This window comes from Paraburkholderia sp. 32 (assembly GCF_050435345.1).
GTDB classification, from domain to species: Bacteria; Pseudomonadota; Gammaproteobacteria; order Burkholderiales; family Burkholderiaceae; genus Paraburkholderia; species Paraburkholderia tuberum.
Genome location: NZ_JBNDKD010000003.1, coordinates 238,275 through 261,875, shown reverse-complemented (window position 1 = coordinate 261,875; position 23,601 = coordinate 238,275). Strand labels below are relative to the sequence as shown.

At 65.8% G+C, this 23,601-nt stretch carries 25 protein-coding genes and 1 tRNA gene; 12 read left to right on the top strand and 14 right to left on the bottom strand.

The annotated features are described in order from the left end of the window. Positions 1–8 precede the first annotated feature (8 nt). The 4 genes from OKW26_RS23915 to ssuD all read right to left on the bottom strand — a co-directional run bounded on the left by OKW26_RS23915 (position 9) and on the right by ssuD (position 3,382). Positions 9–224, bottom strand: a complete 216-nt coding sequence (locus OKW26_RS23915; protein ID WP_008922916.1) for a TOBE domain-containing protein — start codon at positions 222–224, stop codon at positions 9–11. A 58-nt stretch (positions 225–282) separates the two neighbouring features. Then, positions 283–1,302 carry an ATP-binding cassette domain-containing protein gene (locus OKW26_RS23910; protein WP_429355438.1) on the bottom strand — a complete coding sequence of 340 codons (1,020 nt, stop codon included), beginning with the start codon at positions 1,300–1,302 and terminating at the stop codon, positions 283–285. Further along, complete coding sequence (gene ssuC / locus OKW26_RS23905; protein WP_429355437.1) at positions 1,299–2,147, bottom strand: aliphatic sulfonate ABC transporter permease SsuC; 849 nt, start codon at positions 2,145–2,147, stop codon at positions 1,299–1,301. Before ssuC ends, OKW26_RS23910 begins: the two co-directional genes overlap by 4 nt. Before the next feature lie 74 nt (positions 2,148–2,221). Continuing rightward, a complete protein-coding gene (gene ssuD, locus OKW26_RS23900) occupies positions 2,222–3,382 on the bottom strand; it encodes an FMNH2-dependent alkanesulfonate monooxygenase (protein WP_429355436.1) in 1,161 nt (386 codons plus the stop codon). A 535-nt stretch (positions 3,383–3,917) separates the two neighbouring features. On the opposite strand from ssuD, the gene OKW26_RS23895 reads away from it, so the two are divergent. Beyond that, complete coding sequence (locus tag OKW26_RS23895; protein ID WP_090805723.1) at positions 3,918–4,343, top strand: hypothetical protein; 426 nt, start codon at positions 3,918–3,920, stop codon at positions 4,341–4,343. A 64-nt stretch (positions 4,344–4,407) separates the two neighbouring features. On the opposite strand, the gene OKW26_RS23890 is transcribed toward OKW26_RS23895, so the two are convergent. Continuing rightward, positions 4,408–5,544, bottom strand: coding sequence for an enoyl-CoA hydratase/isomerase family protein (locus OKW26_RS23890; protein ID WP_429355435.1), 1,137 nt, complete (start codon positions 5,542–5,544; stop codon positions 4,408–4,410). A gap of 46 nt (positions 5,545–5,590) precedes the next feature. After that, complete coding sequence (locus OKW26_RS23885) at positions 5,591–6,439, bottom strand: TetR/AcrR family transcriptional regulator (RefSeq protein ID WP_429355434.1); 849 nt, start codon at positions 6,437–6,439, stop codon at positions 5,591–5,593. A 144-nt stretch (positions 6,440–6,583) separates the two neighbouring features. Here OKW26_RS23885 and OKW26_RS23880 point away from each other — a divergent pair, with 144 nt between their 5' ends. Next, complete coding sequence (locus OKW26_RS23880) at positions 6,584–7,558, top strand: NAD-dependent epimerase/dehydratase family protein (protein ID WP_090804364.1); 975 nt, start codon at positions 6,584–6,586, stop codon at positions 7,556–7,558. 93 nt (positions 7,559–7,651) lie between these two features. On the opposite strand, the gene OKW26_RS23875 is transcribed toward OKW26_RS23880, so the two are convergent. Together OKW26_RS23875 and OKW26_RS23870 are read right to left on the bottom strand one after the other, a co-directional pair. Next, positions 7,652–7,936: a DUF1488 domain-containing protein gene (locus tag OKW26_RS23875; protein ID WP_090804362.1), complete on the bottom strand. Its 285-nt coding sequence runs from the start codon at positions 7,934–7,936 to the stop codon at positions 7,652–7,654. A 185-nt stretch (positions 7,937–8,121) separates the two neighbouring features. Continuing rightward, the gene (locus OKW26_RS23870) at positions 8,122–8,409 is read right to left on the bottom strand and encodes a hypothetical protein (RefSeq protein WP_090804360.1); all 288 of its coding nucleotides are present in this window, start codon (positions 8,407–8,409) and stop codon (positions 8,122–8,124) included. 315 nt (positions 8,410–8,724) lie between these two features. Between OKW26_RS23870 and OKW26_RS23865 the strand changes: the two genes are divergently transcribed. Beyond that, positions 8,725–8,916 carry a hypothetical protein gene (locus OKW26_RS23865; RefSeq protein WP_184029291.1) on the top strand — a complete coding sequence of 64 codons (192 nt, stop codon included), beginning with the start codon at positions 8,725–8,727 and terminating at the stop codon, positions 8,914–8,916. A gap of 81 nt (positions 8,917–8,997) precedes the next feature. Further along, on the top strand, positions 8,998–9,387 hold the full coding sequence (locus tag OKW26_RS23860; RefSeq protein ID WP_090805720.1) for a hypothetical protein: 390 nt from the start codon (positions 8,998–9,000) through the stop codon (positions 9,385–9,387). Between the two features lie 46 nt (positions 9,388–9,433). On the opposite strand, the gene OKW26_RS23855 is transcribed toward OKW26_RS23860, so the two are convergent. Beyond that, the gene (locus OKW26_RS23855) at positions 9,434–9,772 is read right to left on the bottom strand and encodes a DMT family transporter (RefSeq protein WP_184068636.1); all 339 of its coding nucleotides are present in this window, start codon (positions 9,770–9,772) and stop codon (positions 9,434–9,436) included. Positions 9,773–9,776: 4 nt separating this feature from the next. Further along, entirely contained in the window at positions 9,777–10,274 is a 498-nt protein-coding gene (locus tag OKW26_RS23850) for a heme-degrading domain-containing protein (protein ID WP_429355433.1), read from the bottom strand. 223 nt (positions 10,275–10,497) lie between these two features. Between OKW26_RS23850 and OKW26_RS23845 the strand changes: the two genes are divergently transcribed. From OKW26_RS23845 to OKW26_RS23815, 7 genes are all read left to right on the top strand, one after another. Further along, positions 10,498–10,574, top strand: a tRNA-Met gene (locus OKW26_RS23845). A 359-nt stretch (positions 10,575–10,933) separates the two neighbouring features. After that, positions 10,934–11,479 (top strand): NUDIX hydrolase, encoded by a 546-nt coding sequence (locus OKW26_RS23840; protein ID WP_429355432.1) that lies wholly within the window; start codon positions 10,934–10,936, stop codon positions 11,477–11,479. 9 nt (positions 11,480–11,488) lie between these two features. Then, positions 11,489–12,226, top strand: a complete 738-nt coding sequence (gene aat, locus OKW26_RS23835) for a leucyl/phenylalanyl-tRNA--protein transferase (RefSeq protein WP_429355431.1) — start codon at positions 11,489–11,491, stop codon at positions 12,224–12,226. Positions 12,227–12,327: 101 nt separating this feature from the next. Next, positions 12,328–13,173, top strand: a complete 846-nt coding sequence (locus OKW26_RS23830; RefSeq protein ID WP_429355430.1) for an arginyltransferase — start codon at positions 12,328–12,330, stop codon at positions 13,171–13,173. A 125-nt stretch (positions 13,174–13,298) separates the two neighbouring features. Next, positions 13,299–14,321: a quinone-dependent dihydroorotate dehydrogenase gene (locus OKW26_RS23825; protein WP_429355429.1), complete on the top strand. Its 1,023-nt coding sequence runs from the start codon at positions 13,299–13,301 to the stop codon at positions 14,319–14,321. A 105-nt stretch (positions 14,322–14,426) separates the two neighbouring features. Then, entirely contained in the window at positions 14,427–15,221 is a 795-nt protein-coding gene (locus OKW26_RS23820) for a cystine ABC transporter substrate-binding protein (RefSeq protein ID WP_429355428.1), read from the top strand. Positions 15,222–15,415: 194 nt separating this feature from the next. Next, entirely contained in the window at positions 15,416–16,075 is a 660-nt protein-coding gene (locus OKW26_RS23815; protein ID WP_090804344.1) for an amino acid ABC transporter permease, read from the top strand. Between the two features lie 34 nt (positions 16,076–16,109). Here OKW26_RS23815 and OKW26_RS23810 read toward each other — a convergent pair whose 3' ends face one another. The 4 genes from OKW26_RS23810 to OKW26_RS23795 form a co-directional block, all read right to left on the bottom strand. Beyond that, on the bottom strand, positions 16,110–17,156 hold the full coding sequence (locus tag OKW26_RS23810) for a Gfo/Idh/MocA family protein (RefSeq protein WP_429355427.1): 1,047 nt from the start codon (positions 17,154–17,156) through the stop codon (positions 16,110–16,112). Between the two features lie 186 nt (positions 17,157–17,342). Beyond that, entirely contained in the window at positions 17,343–18,062 is a 720-nt protein-coding gene (locus OKW26_RS23805; protein ID WP_184068648.1) for a FadR/GntR family transcriptional regulator, read from the bottom strand. A gap of 374 nt (positions 18,063–18,436) precedes the next feature. Next, positions 18,437–19,591, bottom strand: a complete 1,155-nt coding sequence (locus OKW26_RS23800; RefSeq protein WP_429355426.1) for a mannose-1-phosphate guanylyltransferase — start codon at positions 19,589–19,591, stop codon at positions 18,437–18,439. Between the two features lie 136 nt (positions 19,592–19,727). Then, entirely contained in the window at positions 19,728–21,587 is a 1,860-nt protein-coding gene (locus OKW26_RS23795) for an alpha/beta hydrolase (RefSeq protein WP_429355425.1), read from the bottom strand. A gap of 468 nt (positions 21,588–22,055) precedes the next feature. Here OKW26_RS23795 and OKW26_RS23790 point away from each other — a divergent pair, with 468 nt between their 5' ends. Continuing rightward, a complete protein-coding gene (locus OKW26_RS23790) occupies positions 22,056–23,525 on the top strand; it encodes an oligosaccharide flippase family protein (RefSeq protein WP_184068658.1) in 1,470 nt (489 codons plus the stop codon). Positions 23,526–23,601: the final 76 nt, after the last annotated feature.

The following is a 23,601-nucleotide window of genomic DNA, read 5'->3' as shown; positions in this document are numbered from 1 at the left end:
GAGCGTCATCAAAGCCGCGCGATCGACACCTCGGTCGACTTCACGAGCGCGACCACCTCCGAGCCGACTTTCAGTTCGAGTTCGTCGACCGAGCGCGTCGTGATCACCGACGTGACGATGCCGAACGGCGTCTCTACGTCGACCTCGGACACCACCGAGCCGCGGATGATTTCCTTGACCTTGCCTTTGAACTGATTGCGCACGTTGATGGCGGAAATGCTCATTTCAGATCACTCCACAGAAGCAGTTGATAACGGAATCGGATCGATTTGCCAGGAAAACTCAGACGGCCCAGCGCACTTCGGTCGGCCGCGTGAGACGACCGGGTTCGGGCAAGCCATCCGGGTCATAGGGCTGATACGCGCGATGCGCCAGCGTGTCGTCGTTCGGCGCGTTGTTCAGCACGCGTTGCAGCACGTGGTCTTCGAGTGCGGCGAAGCCCGCCGACGCCCGCGCGCGCGGACGTGCGAGCGCGACCGGCTGATCGAGCGCGATGCGGCCTTCCTCGATCAGCAGAATCCGCTCGCCGAGCGCGACGGCTTCGTGCACGTCGTGCGTGACGAGCAGCGCGGTGAAGCGATGCTCGCGCCACAGCCTTTCGATCAGCGCGTGCATTTCGATGCGCGTCAACGCATCGAGCGCGCCGAGCGGCTCGTCGAGCAGCAGCAATTGCGGACGATGCACGAGCGCCCGCGCGAGCGCGACGCGCTGCCGCTGACCGCCCGATAGTTGCGCGGGCCAGTCGTTCGCGCGTTCGAGCAGGCCGACTTCGGCGAGCACCGCGCGCGCATCGTCGCGCGCGCCGCGGCCCAGGCCGAGCATCACGTTTTGCAGCACGCTTTTCCACGGCAGCAGACGCGCATCCTGAAACATGATGCGGGTGTCGAGCGGACCGCCGTTCCCGGCGCGCTTTTCGAGCACACCCGAGCTGGCTTCTTCGAGACCCGCGACGAGCCGCAACAAGGTCGACTTGCCGCAACCGCTGCGGCCGACGATCGCGACGAAGCTGCCCCGCTCGATCGACAGATCGAAGCCCGACAGCACCTCGCGCTCGCCATAGCGCTTGCCGACGCCGCGCAATTGCACCGCGTAGTCGCTCGCGGGACGCGCGTCGCTGCGGGCCAGCGCGGTGGCGGGTTGCAAGCTCGGTTGCGAGCCGCAATGCGCCACCGCCGCCCCGTCCCGCTCAACCAGCGCAGCCTCGTTCGCGTCGTGATCCGCGAGCCGCGGCTGCGCGAGTTCGGTCTCGAGATCGCTGCCCGCGATACCGCCGAACGTCGTCGATAGCGTCGTTGCGCTCATGCTTTTGCTCCTCGCTGATAGGCCGGATGCCAGCGCAGCGACACGCGCTCGAGGCTCTTCGCGAGCATGTCCGCGAGTTTGCCGAGCGCCGCGTACAGCAGAATGCCGACCACCACCACATCGGTTTGCAGGAATTCGCGCGCGTTCATCGTCATGTAGCCGATGCCCGATTGCGCGGAAATGGTCTCGGCGACGATCAGCGTGACCCACATCAGACCGAACGCGAAACGCACGCCGACCAGAATCGACGGCAGCGCACCCGGCAGAATCACGTGGCGGTACAGCGCGAAACCTTTGACGCCATAGCTGCGCGCCATCTCGATCAGGTTCGCGTCGACCGAACGGATGCCGTGAAACGTGTTCACATAGACCGGGAAGAACACGCCGAGCGCGACGAGGAACACCTTCGCTTGTTCCTCGATGCCGAACCACAGGATCACGAGCGGAATCATCGCGAGCGCGGGAATGTTGCGGATCATCTGTACGGTCGAATCGAGCACGATTTCCGCGGGTTTGAAGAGACCCGTCGCCAGTCCGAGCACGAAACCGATGCCGCCGCCGATCGCGAAGCCCGACACCGCGCGCCAGGTGCTGACCTTCACGTCGGCCCACATTTCGCCGGACTGGATCAGCGACCATGCGGCCTTCACAACCGCGAGCGGCTCGGGCAGCACGCGCGTCGACAGCGCTCCGCTGCGCGCGGCGATTTCCCACGCGAGCAGGATCGCGATCGGCGCGAGCCACGGCAGCAGATGCGCGCCGAAACGGCGCAGCGCGGCAGCGCGCGCCGTGGACGCGGGCTGCGGGGTTACCGCCGTTCCCGCGCTCAAAGTGGTATCACTCATGTTGGCTTTTCTCCTTGCCTGTCGATCGTCGTGCGCGTGTCGCGCAAGCCGCGCGACCCACGCTATGCGCGCGCTCAACTCGCGCTCGCCGCCTTCGGCAGATAGCTGGTGCCGACGATTTCGCCGAACGGCCCCGACAACGGCCCGTTGGCAATCTTGCTGAAGCGTTGCGGCAGCAGCGGAAACACAAGTTCGGCGAAGCGGTAGGATTCCTCGAGATGCGGATAGCCCGACAGGATGAACGTCTCGATGCCGAGCGCCGCGTACTCCTTCATACGCGCGGCCACCTGCTCCGGACTGCCGACCAGCGCGGTGCCCGCGCCGCCGCGCACGAGCCCCACGCCCGCCCATAGGTTCGGATAGACCTCGAGCTGCTCGCGCCCGCCGCGCTTGCCGCCGTGCAGCGCGGCCATACGGCGCTGCCCTTCCGAATCCATCTTCGCGAACGACGCCTGCGCACGCGCGACCGTGTCGTCGTCGAGCTTGCTGATCAGCTTGTCGGCCGCGGCCCACGCTTCCTCCTCGGTCTCGCGCACGATCACGTGCAGACGGATGCCGAAGCGGATCTGCCGGCCGCGCGCCGCGGCGCGTGCGCGAATGTCGGCGATCTTCTTCGCGACCGCTTCGGGCGGCTCGCCCCACGTCAGATAGGTGTCGATGTGCTCGGCCGCGATATCGTGCGCGGCCGCCGACGAGCCGCCGAACCACAGCGGCGGATGCGGGTTTTGCACCGGCGGATATAGCGCCTTGCCGCCCTTCGACCGCAAATGCTTGCCGTCGAAATCGATCGCTTCGTTGCTGTGCGACGCGGCGAGCAGCTTGCGCCAGATATGCAGGAATTCGTCGGTGATTTCGTAGCGCGTGTCGTGATCGACGAACACGCCGTCGCCGGCCAGTTCGGCCGCGTCGCCGCCCGTCACCACGTTGATCAACAGACGCCCGTTCGACAGCCGGTCGAACGTCGCCGCCATACGCGCGGCGAGTCCCGGCGACGACAGCCCCGGGCGAATCGCGACGAGGAACTTCAGCCGCTGCGTCGCGGCAATCAGGCTCGACGCGACGACCCAGGCGTCCTCGCACGAGCGGCCGGTCGGCAGCAACACGCCCTCGTAGCCGAGCGTGTCGGCGGCGACGGCGATCTGCCGGAAGTAGTCGTAGTCGGCTGCGCGTGCGCCGTGGGACGTACCGAGATAGCGGCTGTCGCCGTGAGTCGGAATGAACCAGAACACATTCATGTTGTTACTCCTGTCTGTCCCTGACGTAATGAAAACGGTGAGCGCGAGCGCCGGCCGCGCGCATCGAGCCGGCAACCGGCAAGGCGCTGCGACGCGTTGAAGGATTGAGAAACGGACGATGGACTCAGGCCATCGGCAACTGCGTCAAATCGATGAAGGCTATGCGCCTGGCGGACGACACCGCGAACACGACCGCGCGTGAGCCCTGCGACAACGGAGATTCGGTGTGAGGCTCGACATTGCGACGGCTTTCCTCGACCAACGTGCGCGTGATGCGCTCGATTTATCGGATGACGGCGACACCCGAGCCGTCTGCATGAGGAAACAGTCTATGGAGCGGTCCGCGGCTTTTGAACGATTTTATTGAGCTTAGGATTTCCGCTTTCGTGATTAGCCCGGTTCTACCGCATACAGTTGTTGCGCTTTATACACGCGGCCCCGGCCGCCGAACCCCGGTCGATATAATGGCGCTCGTTTCCAATCACCCGGTACAGGTCTTGCGAGTCGCGTCGCCTGTACGTTGCCGGTGCAATGCATGCAAAAAATTATTCTGCCGTTCGTCGCCGGTTTTCTGGCTTCTTTGTTCTTTCGCGAATCGACGCTGGCGCTGATGCACGCTGCCGGCATGATCGACCCCAGCGGTTTTTCGACCGCGCCGTTTTTGCCGCTCGGCCTGCCTGAGTTCATCGCGAACGCAATCTGGAGCGCGTGCTGGGCCGTGCTGATGGCCTGGCTGCTGCGCGTCGCGCCGCATCGGCGCGCGCCGTGGGTACCCGCGTTCGTGTTCGGCGGCATCGTGCTGACGGCGGCGAGCGTGTTCGTCGTCGATCCGCTGCGCGGCATCTGGCCGAGCGGCAATATGCTGCCGCGCCTCGCGGTGGGCTTCACGGCGAACGCGATGTGGGGCTGGGGTGCGCTCGTGTTCATGCGCGCGTTCATGGCGAGCGAGGCAGAGGAATAAGCGCGGCGAACATGAATTCGCGCAACGCGTAGATTCGCGCGGGCGGGTTCGCGAGGCCGCGCGTTCAGCCGCGCAGAGCGCCCAGCGGGTGCTCGTTCGCCGGCCACGGGCTGTCGAACATCTGCTCGACATCGGCCCGGTTGACGTCCTCGATGCGCGCGAAACGCCAGCGCGGCGCGTTGTCCTTATCGATGATGCGTGCGCGAATGCCTTCCACCGTATCGCCGCGCAGAAAGCTCGAGCGCGTCAGATCGAGATCAGTGCGCAGCACGTCGGCCATCGACCCTTCCGCGCGCGTGACCACTTCGAGCGAGACCGCCATCGACAGCGGCGAGCGCTCGCGCAGCACCGCGATCGTCTGCTCGGCCCACTCCGCCGCGTCGCCACCGCGCTCGCGTTCCTGTTCGAGCGACTTGAGTATCCGCGCGACGTCGGGCAGCGCGAAATGCCGGTCGATCAACGTCCGCGCCTTCGCGAGCGCGCTCTCCTCGGGCCGCGGCGCGACCTGATACGCGAGCGTCTCGCGCTCGACGCACGCAACCACATCAGCACCGCGCTCGAACGGTTCGCGGCTCAACCTATCGACGAGCGCGGGCAACGCCGCGTCGTCGATGTAGGCATCGGCGAGGCCCGCGTACAGCGCGTCGGCCGCGCCGATCGTCGCGCCGGTCACCGCCAGATAGCGGCCGATCGCGCCGGGCGTGCGCGCGAGAAACCAGCTCGCGCCGACATCCGGAAAGAGGCCGATACGGGTTTCGGGCATCGCCATCTTCGTCGATGGCGTGACGACGCGCAGGCCGCCGGTGCGATGTGCGCCCTGCGAAATGCCCACGCCGCCGCCCATCACGATGCCGTTCATCAACGCGATATACGGCTTCGGATACACGAAGATCGCGTGATTGAGCCGGTATTCCTCGCTGAAGAACGTATCGCGCGCCTCCTGGTCGCCGGTTTGCGCCGCTTCGTACATGAAGCGGATGTCGCCGCCCGCGCAGAACGCGCGCTCGTGCCGGCTGCGCACGACGACGGCCAGCACCTCGGGGTCCTCGCGCCACTGGTCGAGCGCCGCGTGGATCGCGCGGATCATGCCGGTCGACAGCGCGTTCAGCGCTTTCGGCCGCTCCAGTTCGATGAGACCGATGCGGTTGGCTACGTGGGTCGCGATTTCGTCGCTAGTGGCGGGCAAGGCGGACGTGGACATGGAGAACTGGGCGCGGCGGCGCGGCATGAGGTGGAACCGAACGTTATCACGGGCCTGCCGCTTTGCGTTTGGTGGGGAGCTCGCGGGCCGGGTCCGTGGAGCCGGCCGACTTGGCGTGGCGCCGCGCGACGGTTTTTTTGCCGCGGACTGCGGCGCTGTTCGATGCGCCCGCCGCCACGGCCTGCGGCACACCGAGCCATGCGTCGAGCGTCACGCCGACGAGCGTCTCGAGCGGCACGCTCGGAAACACCGGGCACGTGAGATTCAGCGCGACGATGCCATGCAGACTCGCCCACAACGCCTCGGCCCAGATGGCCGGCTCCATCGATGCGACCGACGCCGACAGACGCCCCGCTGCTCGCAACTCGTCGAGCGCGTCGATCATGATGTGCAGCGCGGCGTCGCCGGGATCGTCGTCGGCAACGCCGCCGGCGGCGTTGCCCAGGGAGGCGATTGAACCAGCGGTCCCGGCGTTCGCGCTTGTGTCGCCCGTGTTGCCGTCGTGTTTGCCAGTGCCCACCCCGCCACCGAGCGCCGCGCCGGTATAGCTCGGGTCCTCCATGAAAATCAGCCGGTACGTTTCAGGATGCTCGACGCCAAACGCGACGTACGCGCGCCCGAGCGCCTTCAGCCGTTCGGCGGGGTCCGCGATCTGCACGAGCGGCACGAAGGTCGCGAGCAACTGCGCGTAGCCTTCGGCGCACAAGGCCCGCGCGATGTCGTCGCGACTCGCGAAATGCAGATACAACGTGGCGGGCGAATATTCGATCGCGTCAGCGATCTTGCGCATCGACAGCGCGGCAAAGCCCTCGCCCACGACGATGCGCCGCGCGGCATCGAGGATGCGTTCGCGCAGTGCCTGCTTCTGGCGGTTTTTTCGTTCGGCGATTCCCATGACTCGCAATTTTCAGATTGACAAACTGAAAAGTCAATTTAAACTGAACATCGTTTACTGAACAATGTTCAGTAAATTTTCATCTGTCAAATCGAGCAGCCACGAGCGCGCGACGATGTCGCGCCGCCATCTGAGGGAATCGTCATGCAAGCCACGGGAAAGGTCGGTTTATTCGGTGCAGCGGGCGCTGCGGGTCAAAGCATCGCGACGGCGCTTGGCGCGGCGGGCCGCGATTACCGGGTGGTCGGCCGCTCGCGCGAGGTATTGCAAAGGACTTTCGGTGACGACCCGCACGCGGAGATCGTCACCTGGAACCCCGACGACCCCGCCTCGATCCGCGCCGCGGCCGCAGGTCTTCAGACCGTGATCTACCTCGTCGGCGTGCCCTACGACCAGTTCGCGCAGCACCCGCCGTTGATGGAGAAAACGCTGGCTGGCGTGACGGCCGCCGGTGTCGAGCGCTTCATTCTGATCGGCACCGTGTATCCGTATGGCCGCGCGCGCGGCAACCCGGTCCGCGAAGATCATCCGCGCGAGCCGCACACGTTCAAGGGCCGCATGCGGCTTGAACAGGAAAAGCTCGTGCTGGCCGCGCATGGCCAGAAAGGTCTCGAAACGCTGGTATTGCGACTGCCCGATTTCTACGGACCGGGGGTCGAGCGCAGCCTGTTGCACGGTGTCTTCGTTGGCGCCGCTACCGGCAAGCGCGCGCAGGTGCTCGGTCCCGTCGACGTACCGCACGAATTCATCTATCTGCCGGATGTCGGTCCCGTGATCGAACGACTTACGCGCACGCCCGAAGCCTACGGTCGCTGGTGGCATCTCGCGGGCGCCGGCACGATCACGCAGCGCGAGGTGGCTCGCGAGGCCTACGCGCTTGCGGGCTCCGGGCCGAAGCTGATGGTGGCCGGCAAGGGCATGCTGCGCGTGCTCGGGCTATTCAATCCGCTGATGCGCGAGTTGGTCGAGATGAACTATCTGATGACCGAGCCGGTCGTGCTCGATGATTCGGCGCTCGCGACGTTGATCGGGCCGCTCAGGAAGACGTCGTATCAGGAAGGGATCAGGCGGTGCTTCGAAGCGGCGCGCGAGGTAGTGCCGGCACGCGACATGAATTAGCGGCAAGGCGTTGGCGATGCGTAGGTGAAGTGAAAACCGCAGAGATGGACCTGCACCCGGCCTCTGGCGCCGACGGTCCGTCGGCAGGTCCGCTTAGCCTGCCATCTGCCCCGGCGGAAAGTGGCCACTCTTGAGCAGCACGGGTGTGCCGTTACTGATCTGCAGATGCTCACGCGCAACGGCCTCGATGCGCGGCCGGCCCGCATCGAACGCGCGCAGCCAGCCGTCGAGGTTCTCGCTGTAAGCGCCGAAATGATCCTCGAGCGCTTCCACCGAGATCGCGCACGGCACCGGCTCACCGTCCACCAGCGCGGAAAACACGACGGTCAGGTTGGAGTCGCGGTAAGCAGGCGCGTCTTCGGGAAAACGGATCTTCATGGTCGCCTCGTCAGAAGTTGGCGGCGGGAACGTAGCTTGCGCGGAAGGCCCTGCGCGCCGCCGATCCTCGCAAGTCCCGCTATGGTACTCGCGCCGCCGGATCACGGTCCAGCGCGCGCGGGCGCCTGATTCAGGGCATCGCGCGCTGCCTTGGCGAGCCCTTTGCACGGAAATCGCCGACACGCTCACGGCCCATCCAGCAATCGGTCGACATACTCGCGGGCCGCCCGTTCGACGAACGCGAGCGCCTCTTCTTCACTGTCGAAGCGTTGCCGGTCGCCGAGCTCGAGCAGCGTTTCCATCCGGTGCGGATCGTCCGGGCCGAGCTCGGCGAGGCTGACCGTGCCGACGTAGGTACCGTCCGCTTTGGTGTGCGCGTCGCCCGACGGGCCCGACGTGCTGCCCCCTGGCACGAGGCGCGCGGCGGCGCTGATGTAATAGCCGCGATAAGGGCCACTGACCCGTTCAGCCATCTTCGTCCTCCTGTTGCGGTTGCAGAGCTGGCGCCAGTCGCAACGGCGCCGCCCTGATGCTTCAGCATGCGGCGCGCCGCTGCACTGGGTGTGTGCGGGCAGCCGTCCCACAACGATAAGGCGCGTTGCAGCGCGATAAGTTCTGCTCGCGAGACGCGCCCCCCGCGCCGCGCCAAAAGATCCGCGCCAAAGAACCGCGCCAAAGAACCGCGCCGCACTTCAGCCGCGCGCGCTGGTCGAACGGTCCATACCGGCATGCTCCATGCTGTCGCACGGTACCTGTTACGACGCCATTTCGAGGCCAGCGAGCGCAATATGGGAAAATATTTTCTGCAGGATCATGAACTGCCCGAGCCGGATGCGGCGAACCGCTGGTTCGAGTACGCCGAAAGTCACGGCATCGACATCCCGAAAGCGATCGGCATCTGGGAAGACGCAGCCACTGAAGAAGGCGCGGAAGCCCGGCGGCTCCTCAACGCAGCGGGCATCACGGTCGAAATGACCTGAGCCGTGACGCGCGCCCTCGCGCTCCACAGCGGCCGACCCGACCCGGCAGCCCCCTCTATCTGAATGAAAGGACACAACACGATGCAATTCACGACGCAACCGCGACGCGCCGGCCGATTCCACCGCCTCCGATCCAGCGCCGCGCTTGCCCTCGTGCGTCGCGCGTCGCTGTCGGCCGCCTTGCCCGCCGCGCTGCTGCTCGCCGCGGGACTGGGCGGCTGCGCGTCGTCGAACACGACCACGCTGATCAATCTGCCCAACGGCCAGACCGGCTTCGCGGTCAACTGCAGCGGCGCCGACGCCGGCTCGAGTTGGGCCTCGTGCTACGTGCAAGCGGGTAAGGCCTGCGGCGCGACCGGCTACGACATCGTGTCGAAGGACAACGACGAAGGCGGCACTGCCGGCGGCAGCGTCACGAACGTGGCGTCGGCGAACGTGAAGGGCCGCTCGATGATCGTGCGCTGCAAGTAAGCCGATTTACGTGCCTGGCGGCAATCGCGGCGGCTGGCGCGGGCGCTCAATGCGCCTGCATCTTCGAGAAGAGATTCAACACCGCGACGCCAGCGACGATCAATCCCAGCCCGATGATCGCCGGCACGTCGGGTACCTGCCGGTACAGCACTAGCGCGACCAGCGTGATCAGCACGATGCCCGCGCCGGACCAGATCGCGTAGACGATGCCAACTGGAATGCTTCGGAGCGTCAACGACAGGCAATAGAACGCGATGCCGTAGCCGAGCACGACGACCATCGACGGCAGCAGCCGTGAAAAGCCGTCCGAGGCCCGCATCGCGGAAGTCGCGATCACTTCGGCGACGATCGCGATCGCGAGCAGCGCATACGGGGGTACGCGCATCGCGTCAGTTTTTCGCGAGCGCGAGCTTGCCGTAGTCGTGACCGAGATGCGCGCACAGCGCTTCGACCACGAGTTCATGATCGGCGCGCTGCGGCAGACCGGACACCGTGATCGAACCGATCACGCCCGCCCCTTCCACCGCCAGCGGAAACGCGCCGCCGTGCGACGCGTACTCGGTGGCCGGCAGTCCGTGCTTGTCGGCGAGCGTCGCGCCCGCGAGCTGCATTTTCAGACCGATCGCGTACGAGCTACGGCGAAATTGCGCGACGGTGCTGCCCTTGCGGCGCGCCCAGTCGACGTTGTCGGGCGTCGCGCCGTCGAGCAGGCTGAAGAACAGCGGCTGGCCGAACGTGCGCACGTCGATCGCAGCGGCAATGCCGCGCGCTTTCGCGACTTCGTGCAGATACGCGCCGACTTGCCACGCGCGGTCGGCATCGAAGCGGGGAAACACGAGGGTTTTTTCCTGAATGGCGATGACCTGCAGGTCGTGAGCGATATCCATGGGGTTCAGAACGGGTCGGGGCATCAGAGTCAAAGGGGCCGCCGTCGTGAAGATCCGGCGAGCCGCGTGGAGAATCTGAATTCTAGCGCAGCGTCCGCGCACGGCTTTCCAGAGCCTTTCCGATAAGCGACGTCGCGCGGGCAGAGCGAAGCGCAATGAAGCCAATTCTTACATGGCTATTGCGCTGGCCGTCTGGCTGGTCTATAATCTTTTCTTCGACGGACGCGGGGTGGAGCAGTCTGGCAGCTCGTCGGGCTCATAACCCGAAGGTCGTAGGTTCAAATCCTACCCCCGCAACCAACCGAAATCATTGAAGGGTTACAACGCATCGGCGTGTAACCCTTTTTTGTTTTTGTGGCCTTGGTCTGGTGATCCCCTTGACCGCCCCTCCCTCAGGCGAAAAAAACGCGTCAACTGAATGACGCGCCAAGCTACGGGGCAATGTACAAGAGAGAAAAGATGACTGCGGTGGACGCGGTGGCCTCCATCTCAACCATCAGGACCGATGCCATCAGCGCATCCAAAAATCGACTGTCAATCAATGTCGGACACGACGGCGCTCGCCGCCTTGGACGTCGTCTCGCGCAGCCCCTGTCGGCGCCTCAGTAATCCCTCGCCCCGGTGATAAACTCCTATCACCCTTTCTCGTCCCCTTTCCAATGAAATTCTGTTCTGTCTGCGGCCACGGCGTCAGTCTGAGCATTCCGCCGGGCGACAATCGCGAGCGCTTCGTATGCGGCAGTTGCGGCACCGTGCATTATCAGAATCCGCGTAACGTGGTCGGCACCGTTCCCGTGTGGGACGACAAGGTGCTGCTGTGCCGTCGCGCGATCGAGCCGCGCTACGGTTACTGGACACTGCCCGCCGGCTTCATGGAAATGGGAGAAACGACGGCCGAAGCCGCCTCGCGCGAAACGCTCGAGGAAGCCGGCGCCCGCGTCGAGGTGCAGAACCTGTTTTCGCTGCTGAATGTGCCGCACGTGCATCAGGTACATCTGTTCTACATGGCGCGGCTGCTCGATCTCGACGTCGTCGCCGGCGACGAAAGCCTCGAAGTGAAGCTGTTCGAGGAGCACGAGATTCCGTGGGATGAGATCGCGTTTCCGACCGTCGGCCAGACGCTGCGCTTTTTTTTCGCCGACCGCGCGGCCGGCAGTTTCGGCCTGCATACCGGCGACATCTTCCGCTCCCTGCGCGAAGGCTGAGCGGCGCGCATGGTTCCCTGGCTCGGAGCTGACGACCCGTTTCCGCCCGTCGAGCGCGCGCTCGGCGCCGCGAGCGGCGCGCCCGGTCTGCTGGCGGCAAGCGGCGATCTGCTGCCGTCGCGCCTCATCGACGCGTATCGGCGCGGCATCTTCCCATGGTATTCGGACGGCCAGCCGGTGTTGTGGTGGAGCCCCGATCCGCGCATGATCCTGCGCCCCGCCGAGTTCAAGGTGTCGCCATCGCTGCGCAAGACGCTCAAGCGCGTGTTGCGCGACGACGCGTGGGAAATCCGCGTCGATCACGATTTCGCCGCCGTGATGCGCGCCTGCGCGCAGGCGCCGCGCCACGGTCAGCGCGGCACGTGGATCACCGCCGACGTCGTCGAAGCCTATTCGTCGCTGCACCGCCTGGGCGACGCGCACAGCATCGAAACCTGGCTCGAGGGCAAGCGTGTAGCGGGATTGTATGGCGTGTCGCTCGGGCGGATGTTCTTCGGCGAATCGATGTACACCGACGTCACCGACGGCTCGAAAATGGCGCTGGCCGCGCTGGTCGGCCACTTGCGACGTCACGAAATAGAAATGATAGACTGCCAGCAGAACACGTCGCATCTGGCGTCGCTCGGCGGCCGCGAGATAGCGCGCAAGGCGTTTGTCGCGCATGTTCGCGCGTCTGTCGGCGCGCCGGCTATCCCGTGGCGCTTCGACAAGACCACCCTGCTCGACATCCTCGCGCAGGCGGCGTAGGAAAAATCAGGCCGAATCCGGTCCGCCGCCCATCGAATAGCGGCATCAACCGCCGGGCGTGCCGGGTTTGCATTACCAGAGACGCTTCGAGAGCTGCCAACGTGACTCATCCCAACGAGCTGCCTCTTTCTCCGCTTTCCGCGCTGCAATTTTATGCAACGGCGCCCTATCCCTGCAGTTACCTGGACGGCCGCATCGCGCGCTCGCAGGTCGCCACACCCAGTCACCTGATCAATTCGGACGTCTACACCGACCTCGTCAAGGCGGGCTTCCGGCGCTCGGGCGTGTTCACGTATCGCCCGTATTGCGACGGCTGCCGCGCGTGCGTGCCGGTGCGCGTGCCGGTCGAGCGTTTTCAGCCGAACCGCACGCAGCGGCGTGTATGGAGAAAGCACGGCGACCTGATTGCGACCGTCGCGCCGCTGCACTACGACGAGGAGCATTACGCGCTGTATATGCGCTACCAGTCGGCGCGCCACGCGGGCGGCGGCATGGATCGCGACAGCCGCGACCAGTACGAGCAGTTCCTGCTGCAAAGCCGGATCAACTCGCGGCTCGTCGAGTTTCGTGAGCCACCGCCGCTGCAGCCCGATGGGCGACCTGACGGGCGACCTGACGCGCGGGGCGCGCTGCGCATGATCAGCATGATCGATATCCTCGGCGACGGGTTGTCGTCGGTGTACACGTTCTTCGAGCCGAGCCTGCCGCACGCGAGCTTCGGCACCTACAACATCTTCTGGCAGATCGAGCAGGCGCGCAGCCTGAACCTGCCCTACGTGTATCTCGGCTACTGGATTCGCGAAAGCCCGAAAATGGCGTACAAGGCGAATTTCCGGCCGCTCGAAGGCTTGATCGACGGCGCGTGGCGCGTGCTCGATCCGGCCAGCATCGACCTGCCGCCGGTCGATTTCGCGATGCATGGACGACGCGGGCCGCTCAGGCCGTAGTCGAGGCGCCGTCCGTCGAGTCGTTGCCGGGTCCTGCGTCGCCGGCAACGCCCCCACCAGTCTCATCAAAGCCCAAAGCCGGTAAAATAGCGGGTTCCCATTTTCCGGCCGTCCGGCTTCATCCCGTGCTCAGCTCCCTTTATCCGCTCGTTCGCGCCCAACTCTTTCGCATGGACGCGGAAGACGCTCACCATCTGACTTTGCGCATGCTCGGCGCCGCCGGTCGCACCGGCCTCGCCGGCGCGCTCGCGTCGCGCGTGCCGGATTCGCCGCGCACCCTGATGGGCCTGACGTTCCGAAACCCGGTCGGACTCGCGGCGGGCCTCGACAAAGACGGCGCGTGCATCGACGGTCTGGCGGCGCTCGGCTTCGGCTTCATCGAAGTGGGCACCGTGACGCCGCGCGCGCAGCCGGGCAATCCGCGTCCGCGCATGTTCCGGCTGCCGCAGGCGAACGCGGTGATCAACCGGATGGGCTTTAACAACGCCGGCGTCGACCAGTTCGTGAAGAACGTCCAGGCCGCGCGCTATCGCGGCATCCTCGGTCTTAACATCGGCAAGAACGCCGACACGCCGATCGAGCGCGCCGCTGAAGACTATCTGTACTGCCTCGAGCGCGTGTACCCGTTCGCGAGCTACGTGACGGTCAACATTTCGTCGCCGAATACGAAGAACCTGCGCCAGCTGCAGGGCGCCGACGAACTCGACGCGCTGCTCGCCGCGCTGAAGGACAAGCAGCAAAGACTCGCCGACATGCACGGCAAGCTCGTGCCGCTCGCACTGAAGATCGCGCCCGACCTCGACGACGAGCAGGTCAAGTCGATCGCCGACACCTTGCTGCGCCACAAATTCGAAGGCGTCATCGCGACCAACACTACGCTCTCGCGCACCGCCGTCGCCGGCATGCAGCATGCTGACGAAGCCGGCGGCCTGTCGGGCAAGCCGGTGTTCGACGCGTCGAACGAGGTGATCCGCAAGTTGCGCGCCGAAGTCGGCGAGGCCGTGCCGATCATCGGCGTCGGCGGCATTTTCTCGGGCGACGACGCGCGCGCGAAGCTCGCGGCCGGCGCGTCGCTGGTGCAGCTTTATACTGGTTTCATCTACCGCGGTCCGGCGCTCGTCGCCGAATGCGCGCAGGCGTTGCGCTAGGCATCCGCGCCGCCGCATATAGACATAAACAAACGGTATTTAGGTGGCGATAGGCTCGTTTGCTATGCTCTCGACCGTCAAAACATCAGACGTACAAGGAACACGATGAAATTCGGCCTATTGAAGAAGCTCCTCGCCACCGCGCTGATCGGCATGTCGCTGAGCGCCGTTACCGCGCACGCGGAAGACCTGCTCGACCAGGTCAAGCAGCGCGGCACGCTGCGTATCGGTCTCGAAGGCACCTTCCCGCCGTTCAACTCGAAAGCGCCGTCGGGCGAGCTGGTCGGCTATGACGTCGACATCGCCAAGGCGGTCGCGGCCAGGCTCGGCGTGAAGCCCGAGTTCGTCACGACCGAGTGGAGCGGCATCATCGCCGGTCTGCAGGCGGGCAAGTTCGATGTGATCGTCAACCAGGTCGGCATCACCGACGCGCGCAAGCAGACGCTCGACTTCTCGCCGGCGTACACGTACTCGGCGGCGCAACTGATCCAGCGCAAGAACGACACGCGCCAGTTCACCTCGCTCGAAGACCTGAAGGGCAAGAAGCTCGGCGTCGGTCTCGGCACGAACTACATGGACATGGCGAAGGCAGTGCCGGGCATCGACGTGAAGACCTACCCGGGCGCACCCGAATACCTGCGTGATCTGGCCGCCGGCCGGCTCGACGCGGCGTTGAACGACCGTCTGATGCTCGCGTACCTGCTGAAGAACTCGAACCTGCCGCTGCGCACCGGCGCGAACGTCGGCCCGGGCAACCCGTCGGGCATTCCGTTCAGAAAGGGCAACCCGAAGTTCGCGCAGGCGATCGACGACGCAATGACCCAGCTCGAAGCGGACGGCACCTTCACGAAGATCTCGGACAAGTGGTTCGGCATCGACGTCAGCAAGCCGATCAAGTAACACGCGTGGAGTCGAACGAAGGGCGGCATCGATCACGATGCCGCCCTTCGCGCTTTTGCGGCCCACGCGAGTTGCGGGAGCCGCGGGAGCCGAACCGCGCGCCGCGTATACCCCGAGCCGCATCGCGCGGCCCGCGCCTGAACGCGCGCCAAAGTTTATGATGTGCGCTTTGTGCGTCAATAAGAACACTGCCCATGTCCATCACATCCCTGCTGCTCCAATCGGTGCCGGTGCTCGCACAAGGCGCGCTGCTGACGATCAAGTTCGCGATCCTGTCGATGATCTTCGGCCTGATCGGCGGCGCCATGCTCGCGCTGATGGGCATCAGCCACAGCCGTCCGCTGAACTGGATCGCGCGCGTCTATGTGAGCGTGATGCGCGGCACGCCGCTGCTCGTGCAGATCTTCGTGATTTACTACGGTCTGCCGAGCTTCGGCATTTCGCTCGATCCGACGCCGGCCGGCGTGATCGCGCTGTCGGCGAACGTCGCCGCGTATCTGTCCGAGAGCATGCGCGGCGCGATTCTGGGCATCCACCAGGGCCAGTGGCTCGCCTCGTACAGCCTCGGGCTGTCGCGGCGTCAGACGCTGCGCTACGTGATCGCGCCGCAGGCGCTGCGCATCGCGGTGCCGAGTCTGTCGAACAGCCTGATCAGCCTGATCAAGGACACCTCGCTCGTGTCCGTCATCACGGTGACCGAGTTGCTGCGCAGCGCGCAGGAAATCATCGCGTCGACCTACCAGCCGCTGCCGCTTTATCTTGCGGCCGCGGCCGTGTACTGGGTGCTGTGTCAGGTGCTCGAGTGGGCGCAGCGCTGGTACGAGCGGCGGCTGTCGCTGCCGACGCGGCACTGAGCGCCGCCCGCTCCTTTTCGTTGCCCCCAGCGGCTCATTCCCCTGCGAACTTGAGCCCCAACGCCGCGCGCGCCGCGTCGGCCATCGCGATCATCTGTCGCGACGTGTCGTGCGGCATCAGCGGACTCTCCAGCACACCCGCGCGGATCAGCTCGCAAAAGTGCGCGGTCTCGTAGTTCAAGCCGCCGCCTTCGAACGGTTCGTCGAGTTCGACGACGCGGCCATCCGCATAACGGATCGTCGCGCGCGACGGGTTCCACCACGGCTCGTGCAGCGTCACGTGACCGCCTTGGGCCATCAGCAGCGCATCGCCCTTGCCATGCAGATCGAGCCCGCAGAATAGCTGCGCGATACCACCGCGCTCGTGCTGGCTGTTCAGACTCGCGAACGTATCGACGCCGGTCGCGCCAAGCCGGCCGAAGGTCTGCACGTCGCGTGGCGCGCCGAGCCAGTCGACCGCGAGAAACATCTCGTAGATGCCGATATCGAGCAGCGCGCCGCCCGCATGCTCGAACGACAGCGACGGATGATCGGCCGGCACGCCCGGCACCGAGCAGCCCGCGCGCACGAGCCCGACCTCGCCGATCGGCTCGGCCGCGAGGCGCTCGCGCAACCTTCTGTAGAGCGGATAGAACGGCGGCTTCATCGCTTCCATGAAGAGCCGTTGCGAAGCGCGCGCGGAGTCGAGCACGCGCTCGAGCTGCGGACGATTGATACACGCGGGTTTCTCGCACAGCACGTGCAGCCCCGCTTGCAACGCGGCGATCGCATAGTCGGCGTGACTGTCCTGCAGCGTCGCGATATAGAGCGCGTCGATGCCGCTCGCGAGCAGCGTGTCGAAACTGTCGCAGACGGCGCCGCCGAATTCATCGGCGAACGCCTGGGCCGGTTCCACGCGACGCGACCACAGCGCCGCGAGCCGCGTCCGCGGCACGAACGCGAGCCCTTGCGCGAAGCGGCGCGCAATCCGGCCGGTGCCGACGATCCCCCAGCGGATCTCGCGCGATGAAGCGGTGCCCTGCGCTGCCCGATCGGTCGGTTGGGTGCTGGCTGCGTGCGGTGCCGCTGTCGTATCTGTCATCGTGTGTGCAAAGGTCCATGCGGTTCGGAACAGCCGCTATTGTCACCGATGCCGCTTGCGAACGCGGCGAACCCGGCCGATCGAACCATGCGGCATCACTGCCGCGCACCGACCTTCGACACCCCACCCCGCCGCTCCCGCGGCCGGACATTGACAGATACGCTCAGCCCGCGCTCGCAATCACGCTCAAACCCGCGCCGGCGGCTCCGCGGAAAACCGCCCGCCGACCTCCTCGGCCGCGTAATCGATCATCGCGAGCGCAGCGATCTCGGCCTCCTTCGGATCGCGCCGCTCGATCGCTTCGATGACGCGCTGATGCGATGCGATCGCACTCTCCCACAGCCCTTCCCGGTCGTGCACGATCGGATTGAGGGTCGACAGCGCGCCGCGAATGATCGCCGCCATCTGCTTAAAGAACTGGTTGCCGCTCGCGATCACGATGCGCGTATGGAACAGCTCGTCGGCTTCCTGATAGCCGGCCTCGCCCGGACGGATCATGCGAAACGCCTCGAACGCCTCGCGAATCGCCGCGACTTCCGCGGCACTGCCGCGCGCGGCCGCCTGCGCCGACGCGCGCGGTTCGATCAGCATGCGAAACTCGATCACGTCACGCAGAAACATCGGATCGGGCTTTGCGCGGAAACGCCAATTGACGACGTCCTCGTCGATCATGCGCCAGTCGCTCATCGGCCGGATGCGCGTGCCGATCTTCGGCCGCACGTCGAGCATGTCGCGCGCGAGCAGCATCGATAGCGCCTCGCGCATCACGGTGCGACTTACATCGAATTCCTTCGACAGCACATCCTGCGGCGGCAGAATCGCGCCGTATTTTTCCTCGACGATGCCGCTGACGAGCCCGTCCATGACTTTGCTCACCAACGAGCGATCCTTGTTTGCGTGTTCCATGACATATCCCCGAAGCGGTGTTGACCCCGCGTGGCCTGTTGATTGAAGGGCCCGTACGTATCTGTTATGCCAATAGAATCGTTTTCCGATACGTTGCAAGCTTCGAAACGGATGCGCCAGTGGGACACTTCCTGACAGGGTTATCCCTCTGAAGATTTGTTTCGTTCGTGTAACGCCATCTGTTTCGCCAGGCACAAAGCTCGCTCGTCAAAGCGTGCCTGCGTTGTGGGGTTTGAATTGTGCGCATTCGCACGTTGGCGTGATGAAATTGTCTGATTTGCACGGACGTGGTCGGACGCCTGCGTGTTCCGGCGCAACAAAGATCGGCTCCTGCGCCTCCGACAGCACGCTGACGCCGAACAGCTCGGCGTCCATCAGCCGTGCAAGCGCACGATGTCGTCTTCGCCGGGATCGCCGTCCGAATGCACCTCGATGATTTCCAGCGGCGTCTTGCCAGCATTTTCGAGCCGATGCCTGACGCCCAGCGGAATCAACGTCGACTGATTCTCCGACAGCAGGAAGCGCTCGTCGCCGTCCTTGCTCGACGCGTCCCACACCGAGTCCCAGGCGCCGGTGTCCGACCAGCCCGCGTCGAGCGGCACCGTCACGCCGACGAGACGCGCGTCGGTGCCGATGCGCTCCATCACCGCATAGTCGACCGAGTCGGACGGACACGCGGCGAACGCGTCGCGCGCGAGATGCAGCGCGCCGGCCTCGTCGATGCTCGCGCCCGCGAATGCGTCCTTGCAGGCCGCCGCGATCAGCGGACGGCACAGGCCGATCGCGTCGAGCCACACCGACGCGCGCACCACGAACATGCCACTGTTCCACCAGTACTCGCCCGACGCGAAGTAGCGCTCGGCCAGCTCGGCATCGGGCTTCTCGACGAAGCGCTCGATCGTCCGCGCGCCCCGGTTTCCCAAGGCCGCGGCGGTGCGGATATAGCTGTAGCCGGTCGCCGCGCGCTGCGGCGGCACGCCGAGCGTGACGATCGCGCCCCGCGAAGCATGCGCGAGCGCTTCCTTGAGCGCCGCGCCGAACGCCGCTTGATCGGCGATCGGATGATCGGCGGGCAGCGCGACCAGCATCGGATCGTCGCCGGCCGCGGCCGATGCGCGCGCGGCGAGCGCCGCGACGGTCAGCGCCGGAGCGGTGTTGCGCGCCATCGGTTCGAGCAGTATGCGCACCGGCTTGCGGTACTGCTCGAGGCGCTCGAGCGTCGGTAGCCGCAGTGCCTCGCAGCAGACCACCAGCGGCGCGGCGGGCGGCGTGGTGCGGGCCGCGTCGGGCGCGGCCGGGTCGAACGCGTCGTCGAGCCGGCGCAGCGTCGCTTCGAGCAGCGACTGGTCGCCCATCAGCCCGATCCGCTGCTTCGGATTGCGTTCGCGCGACAGCGGCCACAGCCTCGCACCGGAGCCGCTCGCGAGAATCACCGGTTGCACGGTCAGTTCGCGCAGCGCGGCGGCGGTCCCAGCCTGCGGCGCGGGCGGATTCGCGGGCGAATTACCTGGTTCTACCATTCGATTCATTTGCGATCCTGTCGAATCCAGATCCTGTTCACGGGCCGGCATGACGCCAGCAAGTGCCTCGTGGTCGCAAGCGTGTTCAGTCGTATGCGCGCGACACACACTGCGGCCTGGGCGCCCCTGTCTGTCCGCGTGCTCCCTATGCTTCTCCGAACGGACGCAACGCCCCCGCGGCGCGATGCTCATCGTGCCTGTGCAGCTCGCCGTCGAGCGCCGCGCTGTCGGGCTGACGCAGCTTCGTGAAGCCGCCGCGATAGACGTTCTCGACGTAGGACATGATGTTTTCCTGCGCCACCGACGACAGGATTGCGTGATCGGTGTGCTTGCAGAAGGCCACGTGAATGCGCGTGAAGCGCGCAAGCCGCGTGCCGCGCACGCCGAAGTAGCGCTCGAGTTCCTCGACGCCTTCGTCCAGCACACCGAACACGAGGTGCGTGTCGACGCCCCGTGCTTCCAGGTTCGCGAACAGATGCCGCTCGTCACGCGCGCCGAATTCGAGGCCACACAGTTGCTCGATCCGGTCGGCCAGCGTTTCGCCGGTCCGCGCGAGCTGGCGTACCACCAGCTCGCGCACGAGGCCCCAGCCGCCCGTCTCGCCCTTGAGCACGCGCAGCCATTTGCCCGGCTGCTTCATCGAGCGCATGTAGTTGCGCGTCGAGCCGAACGCGGACACCGGGATCATCGGCTTGCCGTGTTCGTCGCAGACGTTACGCCATCTGAACTTCTGCACGTTGACGATCACCGCGCCCATCACCGCCGCTTCGCGCATCGCCGCATGCAGGCCGGTGTAGGCGCCCGAGCAGATGCCGAGCAGCAGCGCGCCCGCATGACCGCGCGCGGCAAGCCAGCGCGCCGCGTACGCGGCGTCGCCGACACTCGACTGAGAGTACAGCGCGTCGAGGCTCAACGTGTCGCACGACGGCATGCTGTCGCCGACACCTCGGACGTCGATGCGCAGCGACGCGATCCCCTGGCGTGCGAGACGCCGCGCGAAATGTACGCCGAAACGCCCATTGCCGATCCGCGACACCGCGCCGGTATTGAGCAGCAGCACCGCCGGGGCGCGCGCCGCCGCGGCGCCGTCGGGCCGGCAGTAGATGCCGAACACCTTGCCCTCGTTCAGCCATACCGGCGTCTCGTGCAGCCTCGGCGCGACATAGTGCCCGCCCGCCGGCTCTTCGCCTCGCTCGGGCACGCGCGCCACCGTTTGGGCCGTTTGGGCCGTTTGCGCGCTCCCCGCCAGCAGCCAGTTCTCGATGGTCTCGAACGCGGCGTGCGGTATTTCGCTTTCGAGCGGTTCCATCATGAAGCGGCTGTATTCGTCGAACGGGTGACGCTCGAGCTCGACGCCATGTTCGCTGTAATGCGCGGCGAGCGCACCGGCGCGAGCCGGGTTCAGTGAATCGAGCAGCAGCACGCGCGCGGCCGGCCGGCTCGTCGCGCGATACAGATCCGCCGCGTGCAGGCTTTGCAGCGTGTCGCGATACATGCGGAAGCCATACGCTTCGACGAACTCGTCGGTATCGGGCTCGACCACGCAATCCATCGCGGCCGGATCGTTCAACCACTGCCGGTAATGCGCGCGCAATTCGCGCTGGTAAGTCTTGCCCGACAGCACCGGCGACATCAGTACGAGACCGTGCACATCGCCAAGTTCCTGCGCGGCAAGCGCGGCCAGCATGCCGCCGAGACGCAGACCGCACACGCTGACACGCTCGACGCCGGTCGCCTCGCGCAGTTGCGCGACCGCCTGCTTCACGCTGTCGATCCATGCGCGCCACAGGCCGGCGTCGGTCGGGTCGCCGGCTGAATCGCCGGTCGCCGGGTAGTCGAAGCGCAGCACCGGCATGCCGCGCGCGGCGAGGCGCTCGGCGAGCCGGCGCATGCCGCGATACGTGCACAGCGTGTCGTAGCCAAACGGGGAACACATCACAACGCCATCCGGGCCGTTCGCTGGATGCAACCAGCCGAATTTGCCGTCGAAGACGATGGGTCTCACGGTCCGCTCCTTACTCTTCCTTTTCAAATGATTACAACAAAGGTGCTCTCGCGCATATGTGCGTCGCGCCACATTAGTTTGGGTTCCGAATCGCGCTGCGCTGGCGTGTGTCGATGAGCGCGCTGTGCAGTGCAGCATGCCCCGCGCGTGGACCGACGCGCGGCGGATCGCGTCGGTCATGCGCTGTGGTCGATGCCGGCGGCTGCGTGCAGCGTGCCGCGAGCATTACGTGATGGAGACGGCGCGGGCGCGCTTAGGAATGCTCCGCAATGCGGTGCGCGCGGCCGGCTCGTGGCTAACCACTGCGCTACCCTATGAGCTTTGCCATTTAACCCCCTGCCGATCGCGGCTATCTGTACGGCCACCCACACAGTCACGCGGCGCCCGGGGGCAAGATGCAAGACCTGCGACGCGTTGATGCCGCCGCGTATGTCCGCGCGGCCCTTCTCACCGGCCCGGCAATGGAACATGGAACGAAGCATCGTCAGGAACATCTTCATCAACCTTGCCGGCGCCGTCGCGCCGACCTTCGTTTCCCTCGTGACCGTGCCCACCTACATTCATCTGCTGGGCGCCGAGCGTTACGGGGTGATCAATCTGGTGTGGGCGCTGATCGGCTACTTCAGCGTCCTCGATCTGGGCACCAGTCTGGCGACCGAAAACCAGATCGCCAAGGCTCGCGCGGCCAGCGACGATTCGATCGAACCGATTTTCTGGAGTGCGTGGTTCATGAATCTCGGTACCGGCATCATCGGCGGCGCGCTGATCTATGCCGGAGCCATTGTCTACATCACCTACGGCGTGAAAATCGAGCCGACGTTCCAGCATGAAGTGATGGCGAGCCTGCCGTGGATCGCGGTCGCTGTGCCGATCGCGAACGTGACCTGGGTGTTCGCGGGCGCGATTACCGGCGTCGAGTGCTTCACGAGCTACAACATCAACCAGACGCTCGGCACCGCGCTGTTCCAGTTGCTGCCGATCGCGGCGGTCCTCTGCTTTTCGCCGTCACTGGCGATCGCGATTCCAGCCGCCGTGATCGCGCGTTTCGTCGGCGGCCTGATGCTGGGCGTGGCCGCCATTCGCGCGCTCGGCATTCGCCGTATGCGGATGCCGCAATGGCGCTTGATGATCGGGCTGTTCCGCAACGGCCGCTGGCTGCTGATGTTTTCCGGCGCCAACATGATCGCGTCGACGCTCGACCGCGTGTTCATCGGCGGACTGCTCGGCGCGCGCTTCGTCACTTACTACGCGACGCCGCAAAACCTGATCAATCGATTGAACCTGCTGCCGCTCGCGATGGTGCGCACCCTGTTTCCGCGACTGTCGGCGGCGTCGCGCGAGGATGCGGATGCGCTCGCGCACAACGCGCTCGCGTTTCTCAATGGAGCATTTACGCCATGCGTGATCATCGCGCTGTTCGCCCTGAAGCCGTTTTTGCTGCTGTGGCTCGGACCGCAGCTCGCCGCCGCGGCGCCGGTCGCGAGCGTGCTGATCCTCGGCGTGTGGCTGAGCGGCCAGTCGAGCATCCTCGGCAGCCTGTTGCAGGCGCAGACCCATCCCGTGGCAGTGGCGAGCGTCAGCTGGCTTCAGTTGCCGTTCTTTACCGGCGCGTTATGGTGCGGCATCCACTGGTTCGGCATCATGGGCGCGGCGGTCGTCGTCGTGCTGAAGGTGCTGCTCGATTACTCGGTGTTGCTCGCGTTCTCAGGGCTGCATGCATGGACGATCGTGCGCAACATGCTCGCGCATCTCGCGTTTCTGCTCGTCGCGCTCGCGCTCGCGGATTCGATCAGCGCGTTGCTGCTGGCGATCGTCGTCGCGCTCGCGTTGAGCGCGGCGAACTTCGGCATGTCGCTGCGCGGGTCGAGCGAGTTGCGCGACGCGCTTTACAGGCTCTGGCTGCGTTGCGCGCCGTCGTCCGGACGGGCACGAGGCTGAGTCCCGGCGCGCGCAATCAATGACGCCGGTCCACCGCTTCTTCACGGTCGGTGGACCTGGATGCCAAGGCTGAAAA